The 18,899-nt window shown below is 70.0% G+C and carries 23 protein-coding genes; 14 read left to right on the forward strand and 9 right to left on the reverse strand.

The window, feature by feature from the left end; all coding sequences use genetic code 11:
- The first annotated feature begins 40 nt into the window (after window positions 1–40).
- The 4 genes from Ssi02_RS22225 to Ssi02_RS22240 are packed head-to-tail and all read left to right on the forward strand — an operon-like array spanning window position 41 to window position 1,881.
- Window positions 41–385 (forward strand): DMT family transporter, encoded by a 345-nt coding sequence (locus Ssi02_RS22225; protein ID WP_204028680.1) that lies wholly within the window; start codon window positions 41–43, stop codon window positions 383–385.
- A gap of 41 nt (window positions 386–426) precedes the next feature.
- The gene (locus tag Ssi02_RS22230) at window positions 427–747 is read left to right on the forward strand and encodes a DMT family transporter (protein ID WP_204028682.1); all 321 of its coding nucleotides are present in this window, start codon (window positions 427–429) and stop codon (window positions 745–747) included.
- 6 nt (window positions 748–753) lie between these two features.
- A complete protein-coding gene (locus Ssi02_RS22235) occupies window positions 754–1,227 on the forward strand; it encodes a nucleoside deaminase (protein WP_204028684.1) in 474 nt (157 codons plus the stop codon).
- 18 nt (window positions 1,228–1,245) lie between these two features.
- Window positions 1,246–1,881 carry a DsbA family oxidoreductase gene (locus Ssi02_RS22240; protein ID WP_239129412.1) on the forward strand — a complete coding sequence of 212 codons (636 nt, stop codon included), beginning with the start codon at window positions 1,246–1,248 and terminating at the stop codon, window positions 1,879–1,881.
- A gap of 147 nt (window positions 1,882–2,028) precedes the next feature.
- Here Ssi02_RS22240 and Ssi02_RS22245 read toward each other — a convergent pair whose 3' ends face one another.
- Window positions 2,029–2,847 (reverse strand): hypothetical protein, encoded by an 819-nt coding sequence (locus Ssi02_RS22245; RefSeq protein WP_204028694.1) that lies wholly within the window; start codon window positions 2,845–2,847, stop codon window positions 2,029–2,031.
- Between the two features lie 346 nt (window positions 2,848–3,193).
- Here Ssi02_RS22245 and Ssi02_RS22250 point away from each other — a divergent pair, with 346 nt between their 5' ends.
- Both Ssi02_RS22250 and Ssi02_RS22255 read left to right on the forward strand, forming a co-directional pair.
- A complete protein-coding gene (locus Ssi02_RS22250) occupies window positions 3,194–3,754 on the forward strand; it encodes an EF-hand domain-containing protein (protein ID WP_204028696.1) in 561 nt (186 codons plus the stop codon).
- Window positions 3,755–3,804: 50 nt separating this feature from the next.
- Window positions 3,805–4,029, forward strand: a complete 225-nt coding sequence (locus tag Ssi02_RS22255; RefSeq protein ID WP_204028698.1) for a hypothetical protein — start codon at window positions 3,805–3,807, stop codon at window positions 4,027–4,029.
- Window positions 4,030–4,034: 5 nt separating this feature from the next.
- On the opposite strand, the gene Ssi02_RS22260 is transcribed toward Ssi02_RS22255, so the two are convergent.
- From Ssi02_RS22260 to Ssi02_RS22270, 3 genes are read right to left on the reverse strand one after another with little or no spacing between them, the layout of a single operon-like run.
- Window positions 4,035–4,682 carry a hypothetical protein gene (locus tag Ssi02_RS22260; protein ID WP_204028700.1) on the reverse strand — a complete coding sequence of 216 codons (648 nt, stop codon included), beginning with the start codon at window positions 4,680–4,682 and terminating at the stop codon, window positions 4,035–4,037.
- Window positions 4,673–5,920 carry an ABC transporter permease gene (locus Ssi02_RS22265; protein ID WP_204028701.1) on the reverse strand — a complete coding sequence of 416 codons (1,248 nt, stop codon included), beginning with the start codon at window positions 5,918–5,920 and terminating at the stop codon, window positions 4,673–4,675. Before Ssi02_RS22265 ends, Ssi02_RS22260 begins: the two co-directional genes overlap by 10 nt.
- Entirely contained in the window at window positions 5,917–6,693 is a 777-nt protein-coding gene (locus Ssi02_RS22270; RefSeq protein ID WP_239129357.1) for an ATP-binding cassette domain-containing protein, read from the reverse strand. Before Ssi02_RS22270 ends, Ssi02_RS22265 begins: the two co-directional genes overlap by 4 nt.
- 221 nt (window positions 6,694–6,914) lie before the next feature.
- Between Ssi02_RS22270 and Ssi02_RS22275 the strand changes: the two genes are divergently transcribed.
- Entirely contained in the window at window positions 6,915–9,029 is a 2,115-nt protein-coding gene (locus tag Ssi02_RS22275; RefSeq protein ID WP_204028706.1) for a S9 family peptidase, read from the forward strand.
- Here Ssi02_RS22275 and Ssi02_RS22280 read toward each other — a convergent pair.
- Window positions 9,011–9,595, reverse strand: a complete 585-nt coding sequence (locus Ssi02_RS22280) for a TetR/AcrR family transcriptional regulator (RefSeq protein ID WP_204028713.1) — start codon at window positions 9,593–9,595, stop codon at window positions 9,011–9,013. The two genes, Ssi02_RS22275 and Ssi02_RS22280, sit on opposite strands and share 19 nt — an antisense overlap.
- A gap of 72 nt (window positions 9,596–9,667) precedes the next feature.
- Here Ssi02_RS22280 and Ssi02_RS22285 point away from each other — a divergent pair, with 72 nt between their 5' ends.
- Together Ssi02_RS22285 and Ssi02_RS22290 are read left to right on the forward strand one after the other, a co-directional pair.
- Window positions 9,668–12,028, forward strand: a complete 2,361-nt coding sequence (locus Ssi02_RS22285; RefSeq protein ID WP_204028715.1) for a PEP/pyruvate-binding domain-containing protein — start codon at window positions 9,668–9,670, stop codon at window positions 12,026–12,028.
- 94 nt (window positions 12,029–12,122) lie between these two features.
- On the forward strand, window positions 12,123–13,295 hold the full coding sequence (locus Ssi02_RS22290; RefSeq protein ID WP_204028717.1) for a hypothetical protein: 1,173 nt from the start codon (window positions 12,123–12,125) through the stop codon (window positions 13,293–13,295).
- Between the two features lie 25 nt (window positions 13,296–13,320).
- On the opposite strand, the gene Ssi02_RS22295 is transcribed toward Ssi02_RS22290, so the two are convergent.
- Window positions 13,321–14,181, reverse strand: a complete 861-nt coding sequence (locus tag Ssi02_RS22295) for an alpha/beta fold hydrolase (RefSeq protein WP_204028719.1) — start codon at window positions 14,179–14,181, stop codon at window positions 13,321–13,323.
- Window positions 14,182–14,319: 138 nt separating this feature from the next.
- Here Ssi02_RS22295 and Ssi02_RS22300 point away from each other — a divergent pair, with 138 nt between their 5' ends.
- The 3 genes from Ssi02_RS22300 to Ssi02_RS22310 all read left to right on the forward strand — a co-directional run bounded on the left by Ssi02_RS22300 (window position 14,320) and on the right by Ssi02_RS22310 (window position 16,059).
- Window positions 14,320–14,775: a winged helix-turn-helix transcriptional regulator gene (locus tag Ssi02_RS22300; RefSeq protein WP_204028721.1), complete on the forward strand. Its 456-nt coding sequence runs from the start codon at window positions 14,320–14,322 to the stop codon at window positions 14,773–14,775.
- Between the two features lie 80 nt (window positions 14,776–14,855).
- Window positions 14,856–15,128 (forward strand): ABC transporter permease subunit, encoded by a 273-nt coding sequence (locus Ssi02_RS22305; RefSeq protein WP_204028723.1) that lies wholly within the window; start codon window positions 14,856–14,858, stop codon window positions 15,126–15,128.
- Between the two features lie 118 nt (window positions 15,129–15,246).
- A complete protein-coding gene (locus tag Ssi02_RS22310) occupies window positions 15,247–16,059 on the forward strand; it encodes an aminoglycoside 3'-phosphotransferase (RefSeq protein WP_204028725.1) in 813 nt (270 codons plus the stop codon).
- 28 nt (window positions 16,060–16,087) lie between these two features.
- On the opposite strand, the gene Ssi02_RS22315 is transcribed toward Ssi02_RS22310, so the two are convergent.
- Window positions 16,088–16,714, reverse strand: coding sequence for an NAD(P)-dependent oxidoreductase (locus tag Ssi02_RS22315; protein ID WP_204028727.1), 627 nt, complete (start codon window positions 16,712–16,714; stop codon window positions 16,088–16,090).
- Between the two features lie 115 nt (window positions 16,715–16,829).
- Here Ssi02_RS22315 and Ssi02_RS22320 point away from each other — a divergent pair, with 115 nt between their 5' ends.
- Window positions 16,830–17,177 carry a winged helix-turn-helix transcriptional regulator gene (locus Ssi02_RS22320; RefSeq protein WP_239129360.1) on the forward strand — a complete coding sequence of 116 codons (348 nt, stop codon included), beginning with the start codon at window positions 16,830–16,832 and terminating at the stop codon, window positions 17,175–17,177.
- Between the two features lie 45 nt (window positions 17,178–17,222).
- Window positions 17,223–18,101: an alpha/beta hydrolase fold domain-containing protein gene (locus tag Ssi02_RS22325; protein ID WP_204028729.1), complete on the forward strand. Its 879-nt coding sequence runs from the start codon at window positions 17,223–17,225 to the stop codon at window positions 18,099–18,101.
- Window positions 18,102–18,162: 61 nt separating this feature from the next.
- Here Ssi02_RS22325 and Ssi02_RS22330 read toward each other — a convergent pair whose 3' ends face one another.
- Together Ssi02_RS22330 and Ssi02_RS22335 are read right to left on the reverse strand one after the other, a co-directional pair.
- Window positions 18,163–18,576: a hypothetical protein gene (locus Ssi02_RS22330; RefSeq protein WP_204028731.1), complete on the reverse strand. Its 414-nt coding sequence runs from the start codon at window positions 18,574–18,576 to the stop codon at window positions 18,163–18,165.
- Between the two features lie 15 nt (window positions 18,577–18,591).
- Window positions 18,592–18,810: a hypothetical protein gene (locus tag Ssi02_RS22335; protein ID WP_204028733.1), complete on the reverse strand. Its 219-nt coding sequence runs from the start codon at window positions 18,808–18,810 to the stop codon at window positions 18,592–18,594.
- Window positions 18,811–18,899: the final 89 nt, after the last annotated feature.

Below are 18,899 nucleotides of genomic sequence, written 5' to 3' on the forward strand. Positions count from 1 at the left end.
CGGAAGAAACTTGCACGTACATACAAATAGGAGCCATCTCGTGGCCTGGATCTACCTGCTCATAGCGGCCGTCTTCGAAGTCGTCTTCGCCCTGGCCACCAACGCCACCGAGGGCTTCACCCAACTGTGGCCGTCCTTGCTCACGGCCGCGGCGGCGGCCATCGGCATCTTCTTCCTGAGCCTGGCGCTCAAGACGCTGGACGTCGGTGTCGGCTACACCATCTGGACGGGCATCGGCTCGGTCGGCACGGTCGTGTTCGGCGCTGTGATCTTCGATGAGGAGTTCACCGTCTGGAAGGTGCTTGCCTTCATCCTGATCATCGGCGGCGTGCTGGGCCTCAAGCTCTCCGACCGCCTGACCGCCGAGAAGCCGTCCGCGGCCTGAACACCCCTCCCTGTCACTTCGTGCCCGAAGGAAACGTCATCATGGCCTGGATCTACCTCTCCATCGCGATCGTCTTCGAGATCGGCTTCGCCCTCGGCACCAACGCCACCAAGGGCTTCACCCGGCTCTGGCCGTCGGTCTTCACGCTGCTGTCGGCCGCCGGCGGCATCTTCACCCTGAGCCTGGCGCTCAAGACGCTGGACGTCGGTGTCGGCTACACCATCTGGACCGGCGTCGGCTCCATCGGTACGGTCACCCTCGGCGCCCTCATCTATAAGGAGAAGATCACCCTCGCCAAGCTCGGCTCGTTCGCCGCGATCATCGGGGGCGTCGCCCTCCTCAAGATCGCCACGGGGATCTGAACCGCGATGCCGAATGCCACCCCACCCGCCTGGCTCACCGAGCGCCTGACCCAAACCGTCGCCCTGGCCACCGCCGAGGTCCACGCCGGCGGCATCCCGTTCGCCGGGCTCGTCGTGGACGACACGGGGACCGTGCTCGGCTCGGGCGTCAACCGGGTCAGGGCGCACCGCGACCCGACCGCGCACGCCGAGATCGTCGCCCTGCGCGAGGCGGCCCGCGAACACGGGCCCGACGCCCTCGCCGGCACCACGCTGCTCGCCTCGGGCGAGCCCTGCCCGCTCTGCTATGTGACCGCCCTGTGGTCCGGCGTCAGCCGGATCGTCTTCGCCACCGACCGGCACGCCGCCGCGTCCGCCGGCTTCGACTATGCCTCTTCCTACGACCTCTTCGCCGTCCCCGTCGAGCAGTGGCGGCTGTCCCCGCTGCACCTGCCCGTCGAAGGCGCGCAGGAGCCGTTCCGCACCTGGCTCACCCGCTGAAAGGACTTGGTCTTGACTGTGCGCATCAAGGTCTGGTCCGACTACGTCTGCCCCTTCTGCCTGCTGGCCAAGCAGCCGCTCGCCGAAGCCACCGCCGGCCACGACGTCTCCGTCGAGTGGATGCCATTCGAGCTGCGGCCCGAGCCCACCCCCACGCTGCGCCCGGAAGGCGACTATCTGCGCGGCATCTGGTCGCGGGTGGTCTACCCGATGGCCAAGACCATGGGTGTCGCCGTCCGGCTGCCGGACGTCTCGCCGCAGCCCTACACCCGCCTGGCCTTCGAGGGTTACCAGTTCGCCAAGGAGCACCACCTGGCCGACGCCTACAACGACCGCATGCTGCGGGCCTTCTTCGAAGACGGGCTCGACATCGGCGACCTCGACGTGCTGGAGAATCTGGCCGCCGAGCTTGGGCTGCCCGCCACCGCGTATCGCGCCGCCTTGGAGAGCGGCCGATACGCCCAAGCACACCGAGCGGCGCTGGCCGAGGCCGCCGCGCGGCGTATCACCGCCGTCCCCACGATCCTCATCGAGGACATCAGGATCGAGGGCATGCCCAGCCGGGCCGCACTGCACGAGGCCGTCGACAGAGCCGCAGCCAAGCGAGGAGACCACCTTGCGCCGGGCTTGAGTTGCTCGATCGAGGGGTGTTGAACGGCAAGAGCGAGCGGGCCGCCTTGGTGGCTGTCGACCAAGCGGTACGGCGTGGCCGGCCCGGCGGAGGGCCGATGACGCGCGGCCGACCGGTCTTCGGCTGCGGCCTGTGCGGCCTCACCTCCGCACCGGCCCGATGACCTGGTGTCAGCTGTCCTCGCCGTTGACGGGGTAGGTCCGGTCGAAGTGGCCGGGCCTGGCGAGCAGGGTGTGGTCCTTGCCGTTGCCGTTCTTGCCGTTTTTGCCGTTCTTCTTGGACTTCTTGCGGGGCTTGGACCACGGGTGCCGGGTCTCCCAGAAGATCCAGCCCTCCACCCTGGCCGGGATGTTGGCGATGCCGGTAGTGATCCTGCGGCGGTGGCAGTTGGTCAGCTGGGACCAGGCCGACCACCCGACGCGGTAGCCGAGCACGCGATACCACATGTTGCCGAACCTGCCCTTGTTGATCTTGTGGGTGTATTCGTGGCCGGCGAAGACCATGTGCCGCACCTCAAGGTGGGGGGTCACCTGCTTGCGCAGTGAGCGGACCAGGTCCAGCTCGGTGATCGCGAGCTCCTTCTGATATTCGTGCTCGATGAACGCGCGCACCTCGTGCTCGCGGGTGATCGACACCGTCATCTCGCCGCCCGGCCCGTCGATGAAGCGTGTGCGGGGGACGTAGAAGTTGTGCGGCACGAAGTTGTCGGCTTTGAAGAACGTGCGCTCGAAGCACCGGCGCCTCTCCGGGCTGACCGCCGTGGGCGATTCGGACGGCTCCGGCTCCTCGGCGGTCGAGGTGGGCTCGGGCGAGGAGGTGGCCTCGGGGCTCTCCTGGCGGACCCACGGATCGTCGGCCCCCCGGGAGGCCAGGGCGGGGGGTACGGCAAGGCCGGCGGTGAGCGTGCCCGCGAGCGCCAGCTTCGCCAACCCGCTGATCGGCAGGGCGCGGGGGGCCGTGGCGTTCTTGCGGGGTTGGGAAGTGGGCATCAGGGCACCGTTCTCTGCTGTCTGTCCTATATGAGCGGGGGACGCTTTCCCCCAACGTCACACAAAGATGCTCACAGCCACCGGTTGCCATTCCAGGGTGCCACGCCGCGTCAGAGTTCCCGTAAATGGAAAGCACACCCGAAAAAGGGGTCAATCACGACGCTCCCTTCCGAGATCCCAGACGACCACTTTCCCCAAACCTCCACCTCAAAATACGAAAAATCCGACGTCACCGGCCAATTCGTACGGCATACGCGGTACCAAACATGGATCTATGCTGCCGCCCGGGATGACGTTAAGCTCACGATGATCCCGCCGATGTGTGCGGGAACTACACGGAGGATTCGTGGAAATATCCCCCTTTCTCGACCGCAAGCTCACCCGCCGTTTCGACACCTTCGACAGCGACGGCGATGGATTCATCGCACGTGAGGACTTCGAGCTATCGGTCGCCCGCCTCGGCAGGGAGTTCGGCCTCGAACCCGAGACGCCGCCACTGCGCCGCCTGACCGAACTCTCCCTCGGCCTCTGGGCCCACCTCTCCACCGTGGCCGACGCCGACGCCGACGGGCGCATCACCGTACGGGAATACAAGAAGGCGTTCGCCGACGGGCTGCTGGAGACCCCGGACTCCTTCGACGACGGCTACCTGCCGTTCCTTGAGGCCATCATGGCCATCGCGGACGAGGACGGCGACGGCAGGCTCAGCGAGGACGAGCAGGTGCGGTGGACCGGCGCCCTCATGGGCATGCCCGAAACGGACGCCAAGGAGGTGTTCCGCCGCCTGGACCACGACGGGAACGGCCACATCACCACCGACGACCTTCTCGAAGCCATCCGCGAGTTCTACTTCGACGACCATCCCGGCTCGACGGGAAGCTGGCTGCTCGGCCCCCTGGACCCCTGACACACGGCGGGGACGACGAGGCCGCCGGGGTGTCGTTACGCTTGGGCGGCATGAGACACCTGCTCGTGTTCGCCGGTCGGGAGGAGGCCGAGGAGGTCGCCGAGACGCTCGGCGAATGGCTGGGCGAGGAGCCGCGCGTCGTGCGGGAGACGCTCGCCGGGGAGGACGACGCCGAGGACGCCCAGTGGGTGGTCGTCGTCGAGGAGGCCGATTCAGCGCTGACGGGCAGGATCGACGCTCTGCTGGAGGAATACGAGGGGTGGCGCGAGGATTGACCGCCTCACTCGTCCTCGCGCGACAACCGGCGTGATCGGGCACTGGCCCCGCAGGTGAGGGCATGCACGGCGACGGCCAGTGCCACGGCGACGGGCGCCGCCAGCCACCAGCCCGGCAGGAGCGGCACCTGGAGCCCCCGGCCCGTCGCATAGGCGATGGGCAGCAGGTGCGCCGCCCCGGGCTGAAGGTTCACCAGCACCGCGCCGCCGAAGAGCACCGCCGCCGACAGCAGCCCCCCGAACACGGGCCCGGCGAGGGCCGCCCCGGCGAACGTCACCGCCGACAACAACGCCACAGCCGGCAGCAGCAGCCACGCCCGTGCGTCCCCCGGGACCCGCACGACGCCCGCGCAGACGGGCAGCAGCGGCAGGAGCATCCCGGCCAGCGCCGTGCCCGCCGCCAGCCGGCGCACGTGAGCGCCGCCCAGTTTCTCCCACTCCCAGAACCGCGGCCGGAGCAGCCACGCCACGGCCACAGAGGTCGCGACCGCGACCACCTCGATCACGGGGACACGCGGGGCCCGGACGGCGGGCCCAAAGACGTCGACGACGATCGCGTACCGCGCAGCGAGGAAGGCCACCACGGAGGCGGCGACGCTCACCAGCAGCGCCGGCACGATCATGCGGGTGCGCAGCAGCAGGCTCAGCGCCACGGCAGCTCCTCAGGGTCCACAGTGCAGGCGGCGATCTCCGCACGCCGCTCTGTGACCCACCGCCGGACCTGCTCGGGCCGCGCCCGCTCGAAGAGCCCTCCGCTCGGTACGGCCAAGCCCGCCGACCGGCTCCGCAACCAGTGGCCGAACTCGGATATGACGTAGGCGCGGCGTTCGTCCACCGTGGCGCCGTCGCCGATCGAGAACGAAGCGAAGGCGCAGCGGGACAGCCGGGACAGCATGGTGTTGGCGACTTCCCCCGGCACCTCCTCGGCCGGATCCCAGCCCGGTGCGACGGTCAGCCTCACAGTGCCGGCCTGGGCGGGCGGCAAGGCCAAGGCCATGTCACGCACCTGCCGTACACCTGTGACGTGTGGGCCGAGAGCGGCGAAGATCGGGGCGGCGGCGTCACGGATCGGCGCCAGCTCGGCGCGGTGCCCCTCGTGGACGCAATAGGTGACGCCGCCGTGCGACTCGCACACCTGGCGGCCCGGCAGAGCGGTGACCGCCTCCAGTGGGCGCAGCAGCGGGAACACCACCATCGCGACCGGGATCACCAGCAGCCCGTGGACCGGGGCCGGCCGCCGTCGCCCCCTCAACATGCGTGCGGCCAGCCACCCGAACACCAGGCAGAACACCACCGCGGCCGACAGCCGGTAGAGCGACAACCCGGCCGGCTGCTCGCGGCCTAACCTGGGAACCTGCGGCATGGTGGGGACGACGGCGTTCCACGCGTCGTCGAGGTGCGGCAGGCCGGCCACGAGGAACACCGTCGTCACCGTCAGCGGCACGGCGAGGAGGTTCTGCGTGAGCACCCCGATCAGATAGCCCAGCGCCACAAACGCCGACAGCCCGACCACTGCCCCGGCGGCTAGCAGAAGGTCGGGGCTGCCGAATGCGTTCCGCTGTGCCGTACTCCACACCAAGGGCGCCAGTCCCAGCAGATAGGCGGGGACGAACCACCCCAGCAGCTGCCCGAGGTGCCTGAGCACCACGGGACTGCCGGCGCGCACGGACCACGGCTGGGCGAAGACGCGGGTGCGGGGTGTCAGCCGCGCCGCCAGGTGGCTCGCCGCGGCCGCCGTCAGGATGCCCGGGAGTACGAGCTGCCTGGCGAACTGCCCCGAGGTGTGCCCCCAGTGCAGTGCCCGCCAGTCCACCTGCTCGGCGACCCCGCCCCAGGCGAGCGCCGCGACCCCCGCGGCAACCACGGGGAGGAACCAGGCGTTCAGCCTCACGACGTTGCCCCGACCCGGGCGATCAGCCTGTCGTAGGCGTGCTCGAAGGCCGAGCCGTACCTCCTGCCGGGGTCCGAGTCCTCGGCGAGCGCCTCAAGCTCGGCGAACGTCCCCTGGAACGCGATGCGGCCCGCCGCCAGCACGCCGACCCGCTCACACAGGTGGGCGACGTCCTCGACGAGGTGGGTGGAGAGCAGCACGGTACGGCTCGCGCCCAGTCGCGCGATCACCTCCCGGGCGCGCAGCCGCTGTCCGGGGTCGAGCCCGACGGTCGGCTCGTCGAGGACGAGGATCCTCGGGTCGTGGGCGAGTGCGGCGGCGATGCCGACGCGCTGGCGTTCCCCGCCCGACAGAGTGCGCACCTTCCTGGCCGCGAGCGCAGCCGCGTCCACAAGGGCGAGTGCGCCGGCCGCCGCGCCGCCGCAGGCGCGGCGGGGGACTCCGTTGACCCAGGCGGCGTAGGAGACGGTGTCGGCGACGGTGAGTTCACCGGCGAGGGAGAACCGCTGCGGCACGAATCCGAGAAGGCGGCGGGCCTCCCGGCGTCCGGCGGGGCGGGAGACGTCGTGCTCGCCGATCAGCACGCGGCCGTGCTGCGGGGCCGCCAGGGTGACCAGCAGCGACAGCAATGTGGTCTTGCCCGCGCCGTTGGGGCCCATCAGGCCGGTCACGCCCGGTTCGACGGTCCAGGAGGCTCCCCGCAGCACCGGTTTGCCCCGGGGGCGGAAAAGCCCGCGGTAGGAGAAATCCACGTTTTCGACAACGATGCGCACGTATCCCATCCGGTTCGGATAGCGAGTGTGACCGTTCCCAGTGCACCGACGGTGAGATCGGCTTCTGCACTATCGCATAGGGGGCGCCACATCCCCGACGGGAACGAGCATTTGACTATATCGACGTCTATATGCGTATAGTCCCTGTGTAGGCCGTGCTCCGATCAGGGGTGCGGCCAGGCTGCTTTCTACCGCAGATTCGCGATTTTAGGAGCAGCCTCATGTCGGTTTTCTCGCTTCCCGGGCAACTGGCCCGGACCAAGCGTTTCACCCTTGGAGTGCCGCGCCGTCTCACCGTCTTCCCCGACGGGCGGACCGTTTTCTTCCTGCGTTCCACGGCGGGGGACGACCCCATATCCCGCCTGTGGTCGTTCGACTGCGCCACCGGCGCGGAGACCCTTCTCGTTGACCCCGCCGAGCTAAACCCCGCCGAGCTGGACCGTGCCGACGTGGACCGTGCCGAGGCCGGTGGCCGGCCGCCGGCGGAGGAGGCGGCCAGGCGGAGGCGGGCCGGGGAGATGTCGTCCGGGATCGTCGACTTCGCCGCCGACGCCGCCTGCGAGACGCTGGCCTTCGCCCTGGAGGGGCGGCTGTGGACGGTCCGCCCGGCCACGGGTGAGGTGCGCCCGCTGGACACCCCCGGTCCAGTGGTGGCCCCCCGCCCCGATCCGGCCGGCCGGCGCGTCGCCTATGTGTGCCGGGGCGCGCTGCGCGTCCAGGACCTCGGGGGCGCCGACCGCGCGGTGGCCGAGCCGGACGGCGACGAGGTGGTCTTCGGGCTGCCCGAGCATGTGGCGGCGGAGGAGATGGGGCGGGACCGCGGCTACTGGTGGGCGCCGGACGGGCGGGCGCTGCTGGTGGCACGGGTGGACAACTCACCCGTGCAGCGGTGGTACATCTCCGATCCGGCCGATCCCGCCGCACCGCCGGCCGCCTTCCGCTATCCCGTCGTCGGCACGGCCAACGCCGACGTGTCCCTCTGGATCGCCGGCCTGGACGGCCCGCCGATCCCCGTCGCGTGGGACTCCGGGCGGTTCGAGTATCTGACCGCCGCGGGCTGGGACGCCTCCGGCCCGTATGCCGCCGTGCAGAGCCGCGACCAGCGCCGCTTCCAGGTCCTCGGCGTCGACGCCGCCACGGGCGCGGCCGAGGTGCTGCACGAGCAGTACGACGACGACTGGGTGCGGCTCGTGCCCGGCCTGCCCGCCCGCACCGCGGCCGGCACACTGCTCACCTCCGCCGACCTGGACGACACGCGGCGGCTCCTCGTCGCCGGGCGCCCGGTCACCCCGCCCGGGCTCCAGTTGGAGGAGGTGGTCGCGGTCGACGGTGAGAGAGTGCTGTTCACCGCCTCCGGCGAACCCACCGAGATCCACCTGTGGGAATACGGACAGGACAGGGGTGTGCGGCGCCTCAGCACCGAGCCCGGTGTTCACGGCGGCACGGCTGCCGGAGGCACGACGGTCACGGTCTCCGCCACGCTGACCGGCCCCGGGGTGGTGACGGTCCGCGCCGCCGACGGGCGGAGCGCACGCATCGCCTCCCGCGCCGAGCGGCCCGTGCTGGAGCCGGACATGCGGCTGCTCACGCTGGGACCGCGCGAGTTGCGGGCCGCGCTGTTCCTGCCGTCGTGGCACCGGCCGGGCGACGGCCCGCTGCCCGTGCTCATGGACCCCTACGGCGGGCCCGCGCTGCGCAAGGTGCTGGCGGCGCGGACCTGGTGGACGTATGCGTCGCAGTGGTTCGCCGAGGAGGGCTTCGCCGTACTCGCCGTGGACGGGCGGGGCACTCCCGGGCGGGGACCGGCGTGGGAGATGGAGTTGCGGCACGACCTGGCGGGGCCGGTGCTGGAGGACCAGGTGGACGGGCTCGCCGCGGCGGCTGAGCGGTTTCCCGCGCTTGACGTCTCCCGGGTGGGCATCCGGGGTTGGTCGTTCGGCGGGTTCCTGGCGTTGACGGCGGTGTTGCGGCGGCCGGACGTGTTCCACGCCGCCGTCGCGGGGGCGCCTGTGACCGATCAGCGGATGTACGACACCCATTTCCGGGAGCGGCATCTCGGGCATCCGGCCGAGCATCCCGAGGCGTACGACAGGTGTTCGCCGATCCGGGAGGCGGCGGCGCTGACCCGGCCGCTGCTGCTCGTGCACGGTCTCGCCGACGACAACGTGGTCGCCGCGCACACGCTGCGCATGTCGGCGGCGCTGCTGGCGGCGGGCAGGCCGCACGAGGTGCTGCCGCTGCCGGGCGCGAACCACCTGGTCGTGCAGGAGAGCCTGCTCCTGCACGAGCTGCACTTCCTCCGCCGGGCCCTCGGCCTTCAGGGGCCGAAGGCGTAGTCCAGGTAGGCGTCGAGGGCGGCGAGGGCGTGCCCGCCGGGGTAGTGGCGGCGGAGCACCTGCACGCCCAGTCCCTCGACGAGGCCGATGAGGGTCGTGGCGGCCAGGTCTGGGTCGCACGGCGGCTTGGTGCCGGCGTGCTCGTGCGCGTCGCGGATGCGCCGGGCGATGTGGGCGCGGGTGGCCTCGTTCTTGGGCCGCCCGCGCTCGACGGCGGGCTGCACCGCGGCATATGCCTGGTAGGCCAGCGCCACGTGCGCCTCCATGACCCGGGTCCGGTCGAGTGGCAGCATCTGGACGAGGAAGGCGCGCACGGCGGCCTTGGGCGTGTCGCCGTGCCCGCCTGCCGCGACCCGCTCCTTCACACGGTCGGCGACGACGTCTATGGCGAATCTCATCATCTCGTCCTTGGTGCGGAAGTAGTGCTGCACCATGCCGGTTGAGACTCCGGCCTCGGCGGCGACATGGCGGATGCTGACGGCTTCGAGCCCCTGGGTGGCGGCGACGCGCATGAGGGCGTCGGCGATCAGGGTGCGGCGCGCGTGGTGGTCGACCTTCTTGGGCACGGCTCCAGTTTACATTGCAGTCGTATTGCGATCTGATAGATTGCAGTCGTATTGCAAAAGGGAGGCATCGACGTGCTCGTCATCGACCTGGACCGGATCGACGGCACCATGGCGGAGCTGGCCGGCGGCAAGGCCGTCGGCCTGGCCAAGATGATCAAAGCGGGGGAGCGGGTTCCCGCCGGTTTCTGCCTGACGACCGAGGCGCACAAGGCCGGGACCGTGCCCCTGCGCGAGCTCGCCGCGGCCTACGAGCGGCTCGGCGGGGGCCCGGTGGCCGTGCGTTCCAGCGCCACCGCCGAGGACCTGCCCGAGGCCAGCTTCGCCGGGCAGCAGGACACCGTCCTCGGTGTCGTGGGCGTGGACGAGCTGGCTTCCGCCGTACAACGCTGCTGGGACTCCCTGCACAGCGAGCGGGCCGTCGCTTACCGCCGCGCCGCCGGCATCGGCGAGGCCCACATGGCGGTCGTCGTGCAGCGCATGGTCGAGCCCGCGCTGGCGGGCGTGCTGTTCACCGCCGACCCTGTCACCGGCAGCCGCACCGACATGGTCGTCAACGCCGTCGCCGGGCTCGGCGACGCGCTCGTCGACGGCAGGGTCGCCGCCGACCAGGCTGTGCCCGACCAGGTGCGGGAGGAGCTGCTCGCGTGCGGCGGGCGGCTGCAGGACCACTTCGGCTGCCCGCAGGACATCGAATGGGCGCTCGACCACGACGGGGTGCTGTGGCTGCTCCAGTCGCGCCCCATCACCACGCTCTTCCCCGCGCCGCCGCCCACCGATCGGCCAGGGCTCCGCGTCTATCTGGAGCTGGGCGGGCAGTTCCAGGGTGTGCTGCGGCCGTTCACCCCGATGGGGATCTCCGCGATCAAGGTCATGGCGGCGCGCATGTCCCCGCGCACCGCCGGCGACATCGTCGACATCGCCGGACGGCTCTACATCGACCTGACCGACCTCGTGCGCGACGCGAACTCCCGCAAATGGCTGCCGTCGATCGTCGCCACCGACCTCGGCCCGAGAGTCGCGGCGGTGCTCGACCAGGTGCTCGCCGACCCGCGCTTCGCCCCGCTGCCCGGCCACAAGGGAGGCCCGGCCGGTCTGCTCAAATGGGCGGTCCGCGGCCTGATCGGCGTCACCCGCGCGCTGGCCCGGCCGGACGCGGCGCGGGCGCGGGCCTTCCGCGGGGTCGAGAGGTTCAAGCGGGCGAGTACGGCACCCGCCTGCGTGACCACCTCAGCCGACCGCCTGACCTATATCGAAGGGCTCAAGCTGCCCGCCGCCCACATCGAGGACCTCTTCTGGCCGCTGATGGCGGGCGTGTTGTCCGCCGCCGCCCCGGCGCCCCTGCTCAAAGGCGTCGCCACCGAGGCCGAGGTGAACACGGTGCTCGGCGGCATGCCGCACAACGTGACCGTCGAGATGGACCTGGCCATCTGGGGCATGGCCGCCCGCGCCGGGACGCACCGCGAGCTTCTGCGCGACACCCCGCCGGCCCGGCTCGCCGCCATGCACCACGAGGGCACGCTGCCCGACGTGGGGCTCTCCGCCTTCCTCGCGAGATATGGCCACCGGGCGGCGGCCGAGATCGACATCGGGCTGCCGCGCTGGGAGGAGGACCCGGCGCCGGTGTTCGCCGCCATCGCCAACTATCTGCGGGTCGTCGACCCCGATCAGGCGCCGGACCGGCGCTTCGCCCGCGCGGCGGCCCAGGCGGAGGCCACACGCGCCCGGATCGTACGGCGGGCCCGGCGCAGGCGCCCGATCCGCGGCACGCTGGCCGGGTTCTTCCTCGGCCGGGCCCGATCGCTGGCCGGGCTGCGGGAGGCGGGGAAGTTCGCCGGGCTCTACCCGATGCGTGAGACCCGGCGTCACCTGCTGCTCGTGGGGGAGGACCTGGCCGGGCGCGGGCTGCTCGACCGGGCCGAGGACATCATGTTCCTCGACCTCGGCGAGGCGGGCGGTGCCGTACACGACGGGGCCGACCACCGCGAGCTGATCGCGGCACGCAAGGCGGCCTACCAGCGGGAGCTGCGCCGGGGCCACGTGCCGATCGCGATGTTGTCGGATGGCACCGACGTGGAGGCGCTGCGGCCACCCGCCGCCCCTGCCGAGGGCACCCTGGTCGGGATGGCCGCCGCCCCCGGCCGCGCCACGGGCCCGGCACGCGTCGTGCACGACCCGGCGGACGCCCGGGTGGAGCCCGGCGAGATCCTCGTGGCGCCCACCACCGACCCCGGGTGGACGCCTCTGTTCCTGACGGCGGCCGGACTGGTGACCGAGATCGGGGCGCCGCTGGCGCACGGTCCCACGGTGGCCCGTGAATACGGCATTCCCGCTGTCATCTCCGTCCGTGACGCCACTCGGGAGATCAGGACGGGGCAGATCATCACCGTCGACGGCGCCGCCGGAACCGTGCTGATCGCCGAGAACGCTCCGTGATCCTCGTCAACGACCAAAGGGCCTCAACCAGCGGGACTCACCGTCAGAGGTACGGCACAGCAGAACTGTCGGCCGCCCTTCCTAAGATCACGCCATGTCGAAGCGCAAACCCGCTGCACCTCCGAGACCTCTCGCCCCCGGTGACGTGGTGGCCGCCTACTCCCGCCACCTCGACGAGTGGACGGCGGCGCAAATCATCCGGCTCGACCCCGCGACACAGACGGCGGCGGTGCTTGACCTGACCTGGTCCGGCCCCGAGCCGTCAAGCCTGTCCGACCTGGGGGACGTCGCGCCTCTCGCACTCACCCATCACACCTGGAACGGGACGCTGTCCTACTGCAATAAGGAGTGGCTCCTCCCTCGCAGCCACAAGGTCATCGGAACGATCCCTCCTCTCCTCGACCAGCCGGCGGACATGTGGGGCAGCGGATGGCACCTGGGTTTACAGCTCGCTTATCAGCGCCGCTGGGACAACGGCATCCGCGAGGATCCCGTCGGGTCATGGCGGGCGGCCTACACCGGTGAGACGCTCAACGAGTTTTTTGGGCGGTCGGCGGAGCCACGTTCAGAGGTCAAGCATCTGAGCGTCAGGGAGGTCGACTCCCTCGACTGCGAGCGATTGGTCCGGTGTTTCCCGGCCTTGACCGATCTTGATCTGTACGGACGCCTCGGCACCCTCACAGCCGCGCACAGTCTCAACGGGCTCGCCTCGCTCCGGCGGATCGGCATCGTCGACCTGTTCGGGATGACCAAGGACGACCGTTTGACGCCGAGCCGGGTGCCTGAGCTGGAATCGGTGAAGCTCCACGGCATCCCGGCCGAATACGCCTCGGTGATGCGCACAACCTGGAACCCTGAGATCCCCAAGGGTGTCCTGGTCTCCGTCATCGGCGTCCGCACACCCGAGTGGGTGGAGGAGAACAGAAACAACCCGCTGCGCGACTGGGACGGCCGCGACGGCATAGGCGGTGCCACCTACAAGAAATCCGTCGCGGAGTACAAGACCACGAGAAGGTCGATCCTGAAGACGCTCGCCGAAGATCCCGCCGGCCTCTGGCCGGCACGCCTGGAAGAGATCGGACGCGCCTACGGCGAGGCCTTCAACGCGCTCGACCACCGGGCCGGCTTCATCATGACCGTCGAACGCGAAGAGCTCTACGAAGCCCTCGACCACATCATGGCCGAAGCCGAAACCCTCCAAGGTCTCGATCTCCGCGACGCGCGTGAGCACCTTTTCTCCGGTGTGGACGCCACCCGGGACTGGTAGGCGCTCACGGGGAGCCGTCGTGGGCTCACAGTTGCGCTGTGAAGCGCGTGATGTGATCCGCGATGGTTTCGGCGTGGTCTTCCAGCGCGAAGTGGCCGGTGTCCAGGATGACGATCTCAGCGTGCGGAAGGTCGTCGCGGTAGGGATGTGCTCCCGCTTCGGGGAAGATCTCGTCGCCCGCGCCCCAGGTGATCAGGGCCGGCGGCCGGTGGGTGCGGAAGTACTCGTGCCAGCGGGGGTAGAGGCCGGGGTTGGTGCGATAGTCATAGAGCAGGTCGAGCATGGCGTCCTTGTTGCCCGGACGATTCAGCAACGCGCTCTGCAGCACCCAGTTGTCCGGGTCGATGCGGGACGGGTCGTCGACTCCGTGGGTGTAGTTCCACTCCAGCGCCGCGTCGGACATCCCCGCGGAGCGGATGGCCTCGCGGTTGGCGGTGCTGGGGTCGGCCCAGAACGCGCGCAGGGGCTTCCAGAAGCTGTCGGGCAGGCCCTGCTCGTAGGCGTTGGCGTTCTGGACGACAAGGAACGCGACGCGATCGGGATGGCGGGTGGCCAGGCGGAAGCCGACGGGACCACCGAAGTCCTGCATGTAGAGCCCATACCGAGTCAGGCCGAGGTGTTCGGTGAGTTGTTCGACGATGTCGGTGAGACGGTCGAAGGTGTAGTCGAACCGCGATGGAGACGGCGCGTCGCTGTGCCCGAATCCGGGATAGTCAGGGGCGATCACATGGAACCGGTCGGCGACCAGCTCGATGAGTCGGCGGAACATGAACGACGAGGCCGGGAACCCGTGCAGGAGGAGGAACGTCGGATTGGCGGGGTCCCCGGCCTCCCGGTAAAAGATCTCCAGGCCGTCGACGCGGATCTTACGGTGGTATGTGATCATGGACGCTCCATTAGTGGCCGATCCGGGGTCACGCACTGCGGACCCGACCAGGCGGTAGTAGAATGCAACCACCATAGAGGGAAACGGTTTTATTTTGCAACCACGTGACGTGCTGCGGTGTACGGAAGGGAGGTCGTCATGAGCGCACGGCCAACCGACCCGACGTGTCCGGTCGCCCGCACCGTTGACATCGTGGGCGACCGGTGGTCCCTGCTGATCATCCGGGACGCCTTCGACGGCGTCCGGCGCTTCAGCCAGTTCCAGCGCAGTCTCGGCATCGCCAAAAACATCCTCGCCACCCGACTGCGCCACCTTGTCGACGCCGGCATCCTGCGCGCCGAGCCCTCAGCCGGCAGCAGCTACCAGGACTACGTCTTGACCGACAAGGGCACCGAACTTTTCGACCTCATCGTCAGCCTGCGCCAATGGGGGCAGGATCACACCTTCACCCCCGGGGAACAACACTCGGTCCTGGTGGACGCGGAGACCGGCCAACCGGTTCCCCGGCTCAGCTACACCACCCCGGACGGCACACACATCCGGGCAGACGACATCCGGGTCCGCAAAGTCCACGAAGCGGGCGGTCCTCTGTAAGGCCGCACCTCGACTGGGGCGCCCTGCGCGATCGAACCGCCGCGTACACGCTGTAGCCGCTCGTACGCGGCCCCTTTCCGGTGGCCAAGGCAGTCCCACTGGTCGCGCCCTCGGCCGAGCTGCCCGGCATCGTGCCGGGCACACTGAACCTCCACGCGGGCATCCTGCTGCAGCTCGGTTCCGCCGCCCTGGTGTGGTGGTTGATCGAGCGATCCAGGTTCGGCTTCCAGGTGCGCGCCCTGGGCGCCAACCCGCACGCGGCCAGGACGGCAGGGATGCGGGTCGGCCGCCTACAGGTGACGATCACGTTCCTGTCCGGTGGGCCTGAACCAGCACCACGCGCATGCCCCTGACCAACCAGATCACGCACGATCTACAGCCGGAGTACCAGGCAGACGGATGCGGCGTCGTGAGCCCCACAGGGAAAACGGGTTGTCGGCGGGAGGGGTAAATCGGAAGACTGAGCAGTCTATGAGCCATGACGAGATCTCTGAGACTCCCACCGGGCCGGTGCCCGTGCCCGATGTCATCGCCAAGCTGGCCGGGGGTGACCTGGTCACGCCTGTGTGGCGGAACGAGCTTGGGGGGTTGACGTTCCGGCTCGACGGCGAGCGGGGAGCGGTCAGATACGCGAAGTGGGTCGCCGAAGGCACACCGGAGATCGATCTCAGGGCCGAGGCGGAGCGGCTGGCCTGGGCGCAGCGGTGGGTCGCGGTGCCGCCCGTCCTCGAACACGGGAGTGACGCGGACGGTGCCTGGCTGGTGACCGAAGCGGTGGCGGGCACGTCGGCGGTGGACGCGCGGTGGAAGGCCGACCCGGCGACCGCGGCGGCGGCGATCGGGCGAGGGTTGCGGTTGCTGCACGACACGCTTCCGGTGGCGGAGTGCCCGTTCGAGTGGAGTGTCGAGAGGCGCCTGGTCCGGGCGGATGAGCGCATCGCCGACGGGGAGGGGCCGGGCGACTGGTCCCCGGAGCACCGGCACCTCGATCTCGCGGAGGCGCGGGCGCGCATCGGGGACCCACCGCCGATCGACCGCCTCGTCGTCTGCCACGGCGACGCCTGCACGCCCAACACCCTGCTCCACGACGACGGCACGTTCGCGGCCCACGTCGACCTGGGAACGCTCGGCGTGGCCGACCGCTGGGCCGACCTCGCGGTCGCCACGTGGAGCATGGAGTGGGACTACGGCCCCGGCTACGACACAGCCCTCTACGAGGCGTACGGCATAGCCCTCGACGCCGAGCGCCTCGCCTACTATCGCCTGCTCTACGACCTGGCGTAAGGCCTGGTCATAGAGACCTGGCGTATGGTCAGCGCGTCTCCACGCCGATCTGGGTGTGGTGGTGCCGAGGGGTGTCGATCTCGTCGAGTACGGCTATCGCGAAGTCGTCATAGGTGATGCGGCCTGCCGCGTCGCCGGGGCCCACGGTGTAGCGGCCGGTGCGCCCCCCGCCGTGGTCGAAGTCGCCGGTGGGGTTCATGACTAGCCAGTCGAACCCGTCGGCAGCCTTGAGCACGTCGATGCCGGCCGCGTGCCCCAGCAGGAAGCCCCGGTATTCCTGCGGATAGCCGGGAGTGTCCATCAGCAGCCCGCCCGAGGCGGCCTCCAGCGTCGCCGCCACGCTGACGACGATCAGCCGCTTCACCCCCGCCAGCCCGTCGAGAAGCGCGCGGGAGGCCGCCGGGTAGAAGACGCCGGGGTCGGCGGTGGGGTCGAACACCGTGGCGATCGCGGCGTCGTGCCCCGGGGCGAGGCGGGCGACCGCGCCGGGGTCGGTGACGTCGGCCGCGACGACGTCGACGCCGGCGCCTTCCAGTTCCGTGTGATCGGCCGGGTTCCGCACGGCTGCGGTGACGTCGTGGCCGCGCCGCCGTGCCTCCCGCACGGCAGCGCGCCCGGCCCTGCCACCTGCGCCGAAAATCAGGATCTTGCTCATGTGTCCACCTCGCGAGCATGGTTCGATGTCTGTGCCCGAACAGTAGAGCGGCCGCTGGTTACCCGGGGGATACCGCATTACGGTGGACGATGTGACGATGCCATTGGATCCGGAGATGTTCGATACGGTATGCCCGACTGATCTGATGCCGATCCGCGTGGGGGACAAGTGGACCGGCATGATCATCCGCTGCCTTGAGCATGCCCCGCGCCGTTTCTCCGAACTACGTGTCCCGCTGCGCGGCATCACCGCCAAGGTGCTCACCCAGTCGCTGCGGACGATGGAGCGCGACGGCTTGATCACGCGTACGGTTGTCACCGGGCCGGCCAGGCAGGTCCACTACGAGCTGACGCCCCTCGGCCGCAGCCTGCTCGTCCCCCTGAACGCGATGTGCGCCTGGGCCGAGGAGCACTGGGACGCGCTGATCGACGCTCGTGAAGCAGGCTTGAGCCGTACCGGATGAAAATGCCGTTGCGCTGAGCGCAACCCGCCCGGTAGACCTCTGATCATGCATCTCACCCGTATCCCCGCCCCACCCGGCGCCGTCGACGCACTCAAGGCGGAGACGCGTGGTCTCTTCGACCGCGACTTCCCGCTGCCCGGCGACGCCGATCTGACGCCGCTGCTCCCCGAAAGCGGAGGAGTGCCCGTCTACTGGGTCACAGCGCACGGACACACGTCGCTCGACAGGGGAGTGGTGCTCTATGTGCACGGCGGCGGCTTTCAGAGCCGCATGCCCGAGCTCATGAACCTCTTCGCCCACCGGCTCGCCGGCGCCACCTCCCGCCCGGTGCTCGTCGTGCACTATCGCCTGGTCCCGGCCGATCCCTATCCGGCTCCGCTGGACGATGTGCTCGCGGTCTATCGCAGTCTCCTCGACCAGGGGGTGCCCGCCGGGCGGATCACCGTCGTCGGCGAGTCGTCGGGCGGTGCGCTGACGCTGTCGGCCCTGCTCGCGTTGAAGGAGCAGGGGATCGCCCTGCCCGCGAGCGTTGTCACCCTGTCGGCCGTCACCGACATGACGGTGTCCGGCGCGTCCGTCGACACCAACAGCGCCACCGACTCCGGCATCGACCGGGCCATGCTCGGCCATCTCATCGGCCAGTATCTCGGTGCCGCCCGCCCCGATCAGGCGCCGCAGTCTCCTCTGCATGGCGCCCTCGACGGGCTGCCCCCTCTCCTGCTCACCGCCGGCGGGGCTGAGGCGCTGCTCGACGACACCCTCCGTTTCGGCGCGGCGGCCAGTGCCGCAGGCGGTGAGGTGGAGGTCGACATTTATGAGGAGATGCCGCACGGGTTCCAGCTCAGGACGCTGTTCGAGGAGAACCCGACCGGGCGGGGGCTGCTTGACCGCATCTCCACGTGGGTGGAGAAGCACACCGTTTGAGCTAAAACTCCATGTCGGGGAATATGCACGTAGAGCCGCCCGCCCCCGCTGCTTCCGCCTTTTACCTCAGCCCCGTCGGGCACGGATAACCGGGAGCATGAAAGTTCGGACAGCAGATCACCGCGACACTGGCGAATCTCCCCCCGGTCAACCAGTCGCCCCACTGCACATCGACGCCTCCCGGCAGATCGACCTCGGCCAAGGCGAGCCTCCTCGCCCGGTGATCGTGGAAGTGCATCAGCATGGGCGCCACCACATCCCACTGCTCACCCAGCCAGGCCACCGCCCTGTCCGGCTCGTGAAAGGTCGCCTTGATCTGCGAAGACCTCTTCAGCAGCCAGTCACACGTGCGATTCGGCGCTATGGCGGCCGCCGTGAAGGCCGCGTGCGCGGCGGCGTCCCGCGACGGCCGCCGCAGCGCGTCGTTCTCGCGATCGCGCCCCTGTCCCGTCCAGCTGTAGGCATGCCAGTGCATGTCCTGCTCGCGAGGTCAGATGCGGCTGGTGTCGATGCCGACCGCCCGCAACTCGGCCCCGGTGAATCGCAGGGCCACCCCGGGCAACTTGGAGTCGCCCAGCAGGAAGGCGTCGGCGAAGCCGGGGATTCGGGCCGCGGTGACGCAGGTTTCCTGCTCCTCCTCCTGCACGTTGCCGCCGCACAACGGCTTCAGAACGGCGTCGCCGACGAAAGCGAGATACAGGCTCGACATTGGGCCTCCCATTCGTATCGTTTCAAGCCGCCCTCCCGCAAAAGGCGGGCGGCGCTTGCCGGACAGCCGTTGAACCACGTTGAACGTGC

Origin of the sequence: Sinosporangium siamense (genome assembly GCF_016863435.1) — a bacterium.
GTDB classification, from domain to species: Bacteria; Actinomycetota; Actinomycetes; order Streptosporangiales; family Streptosporangiaceae; genus Sinosporangium; species Sinosporangium siamense.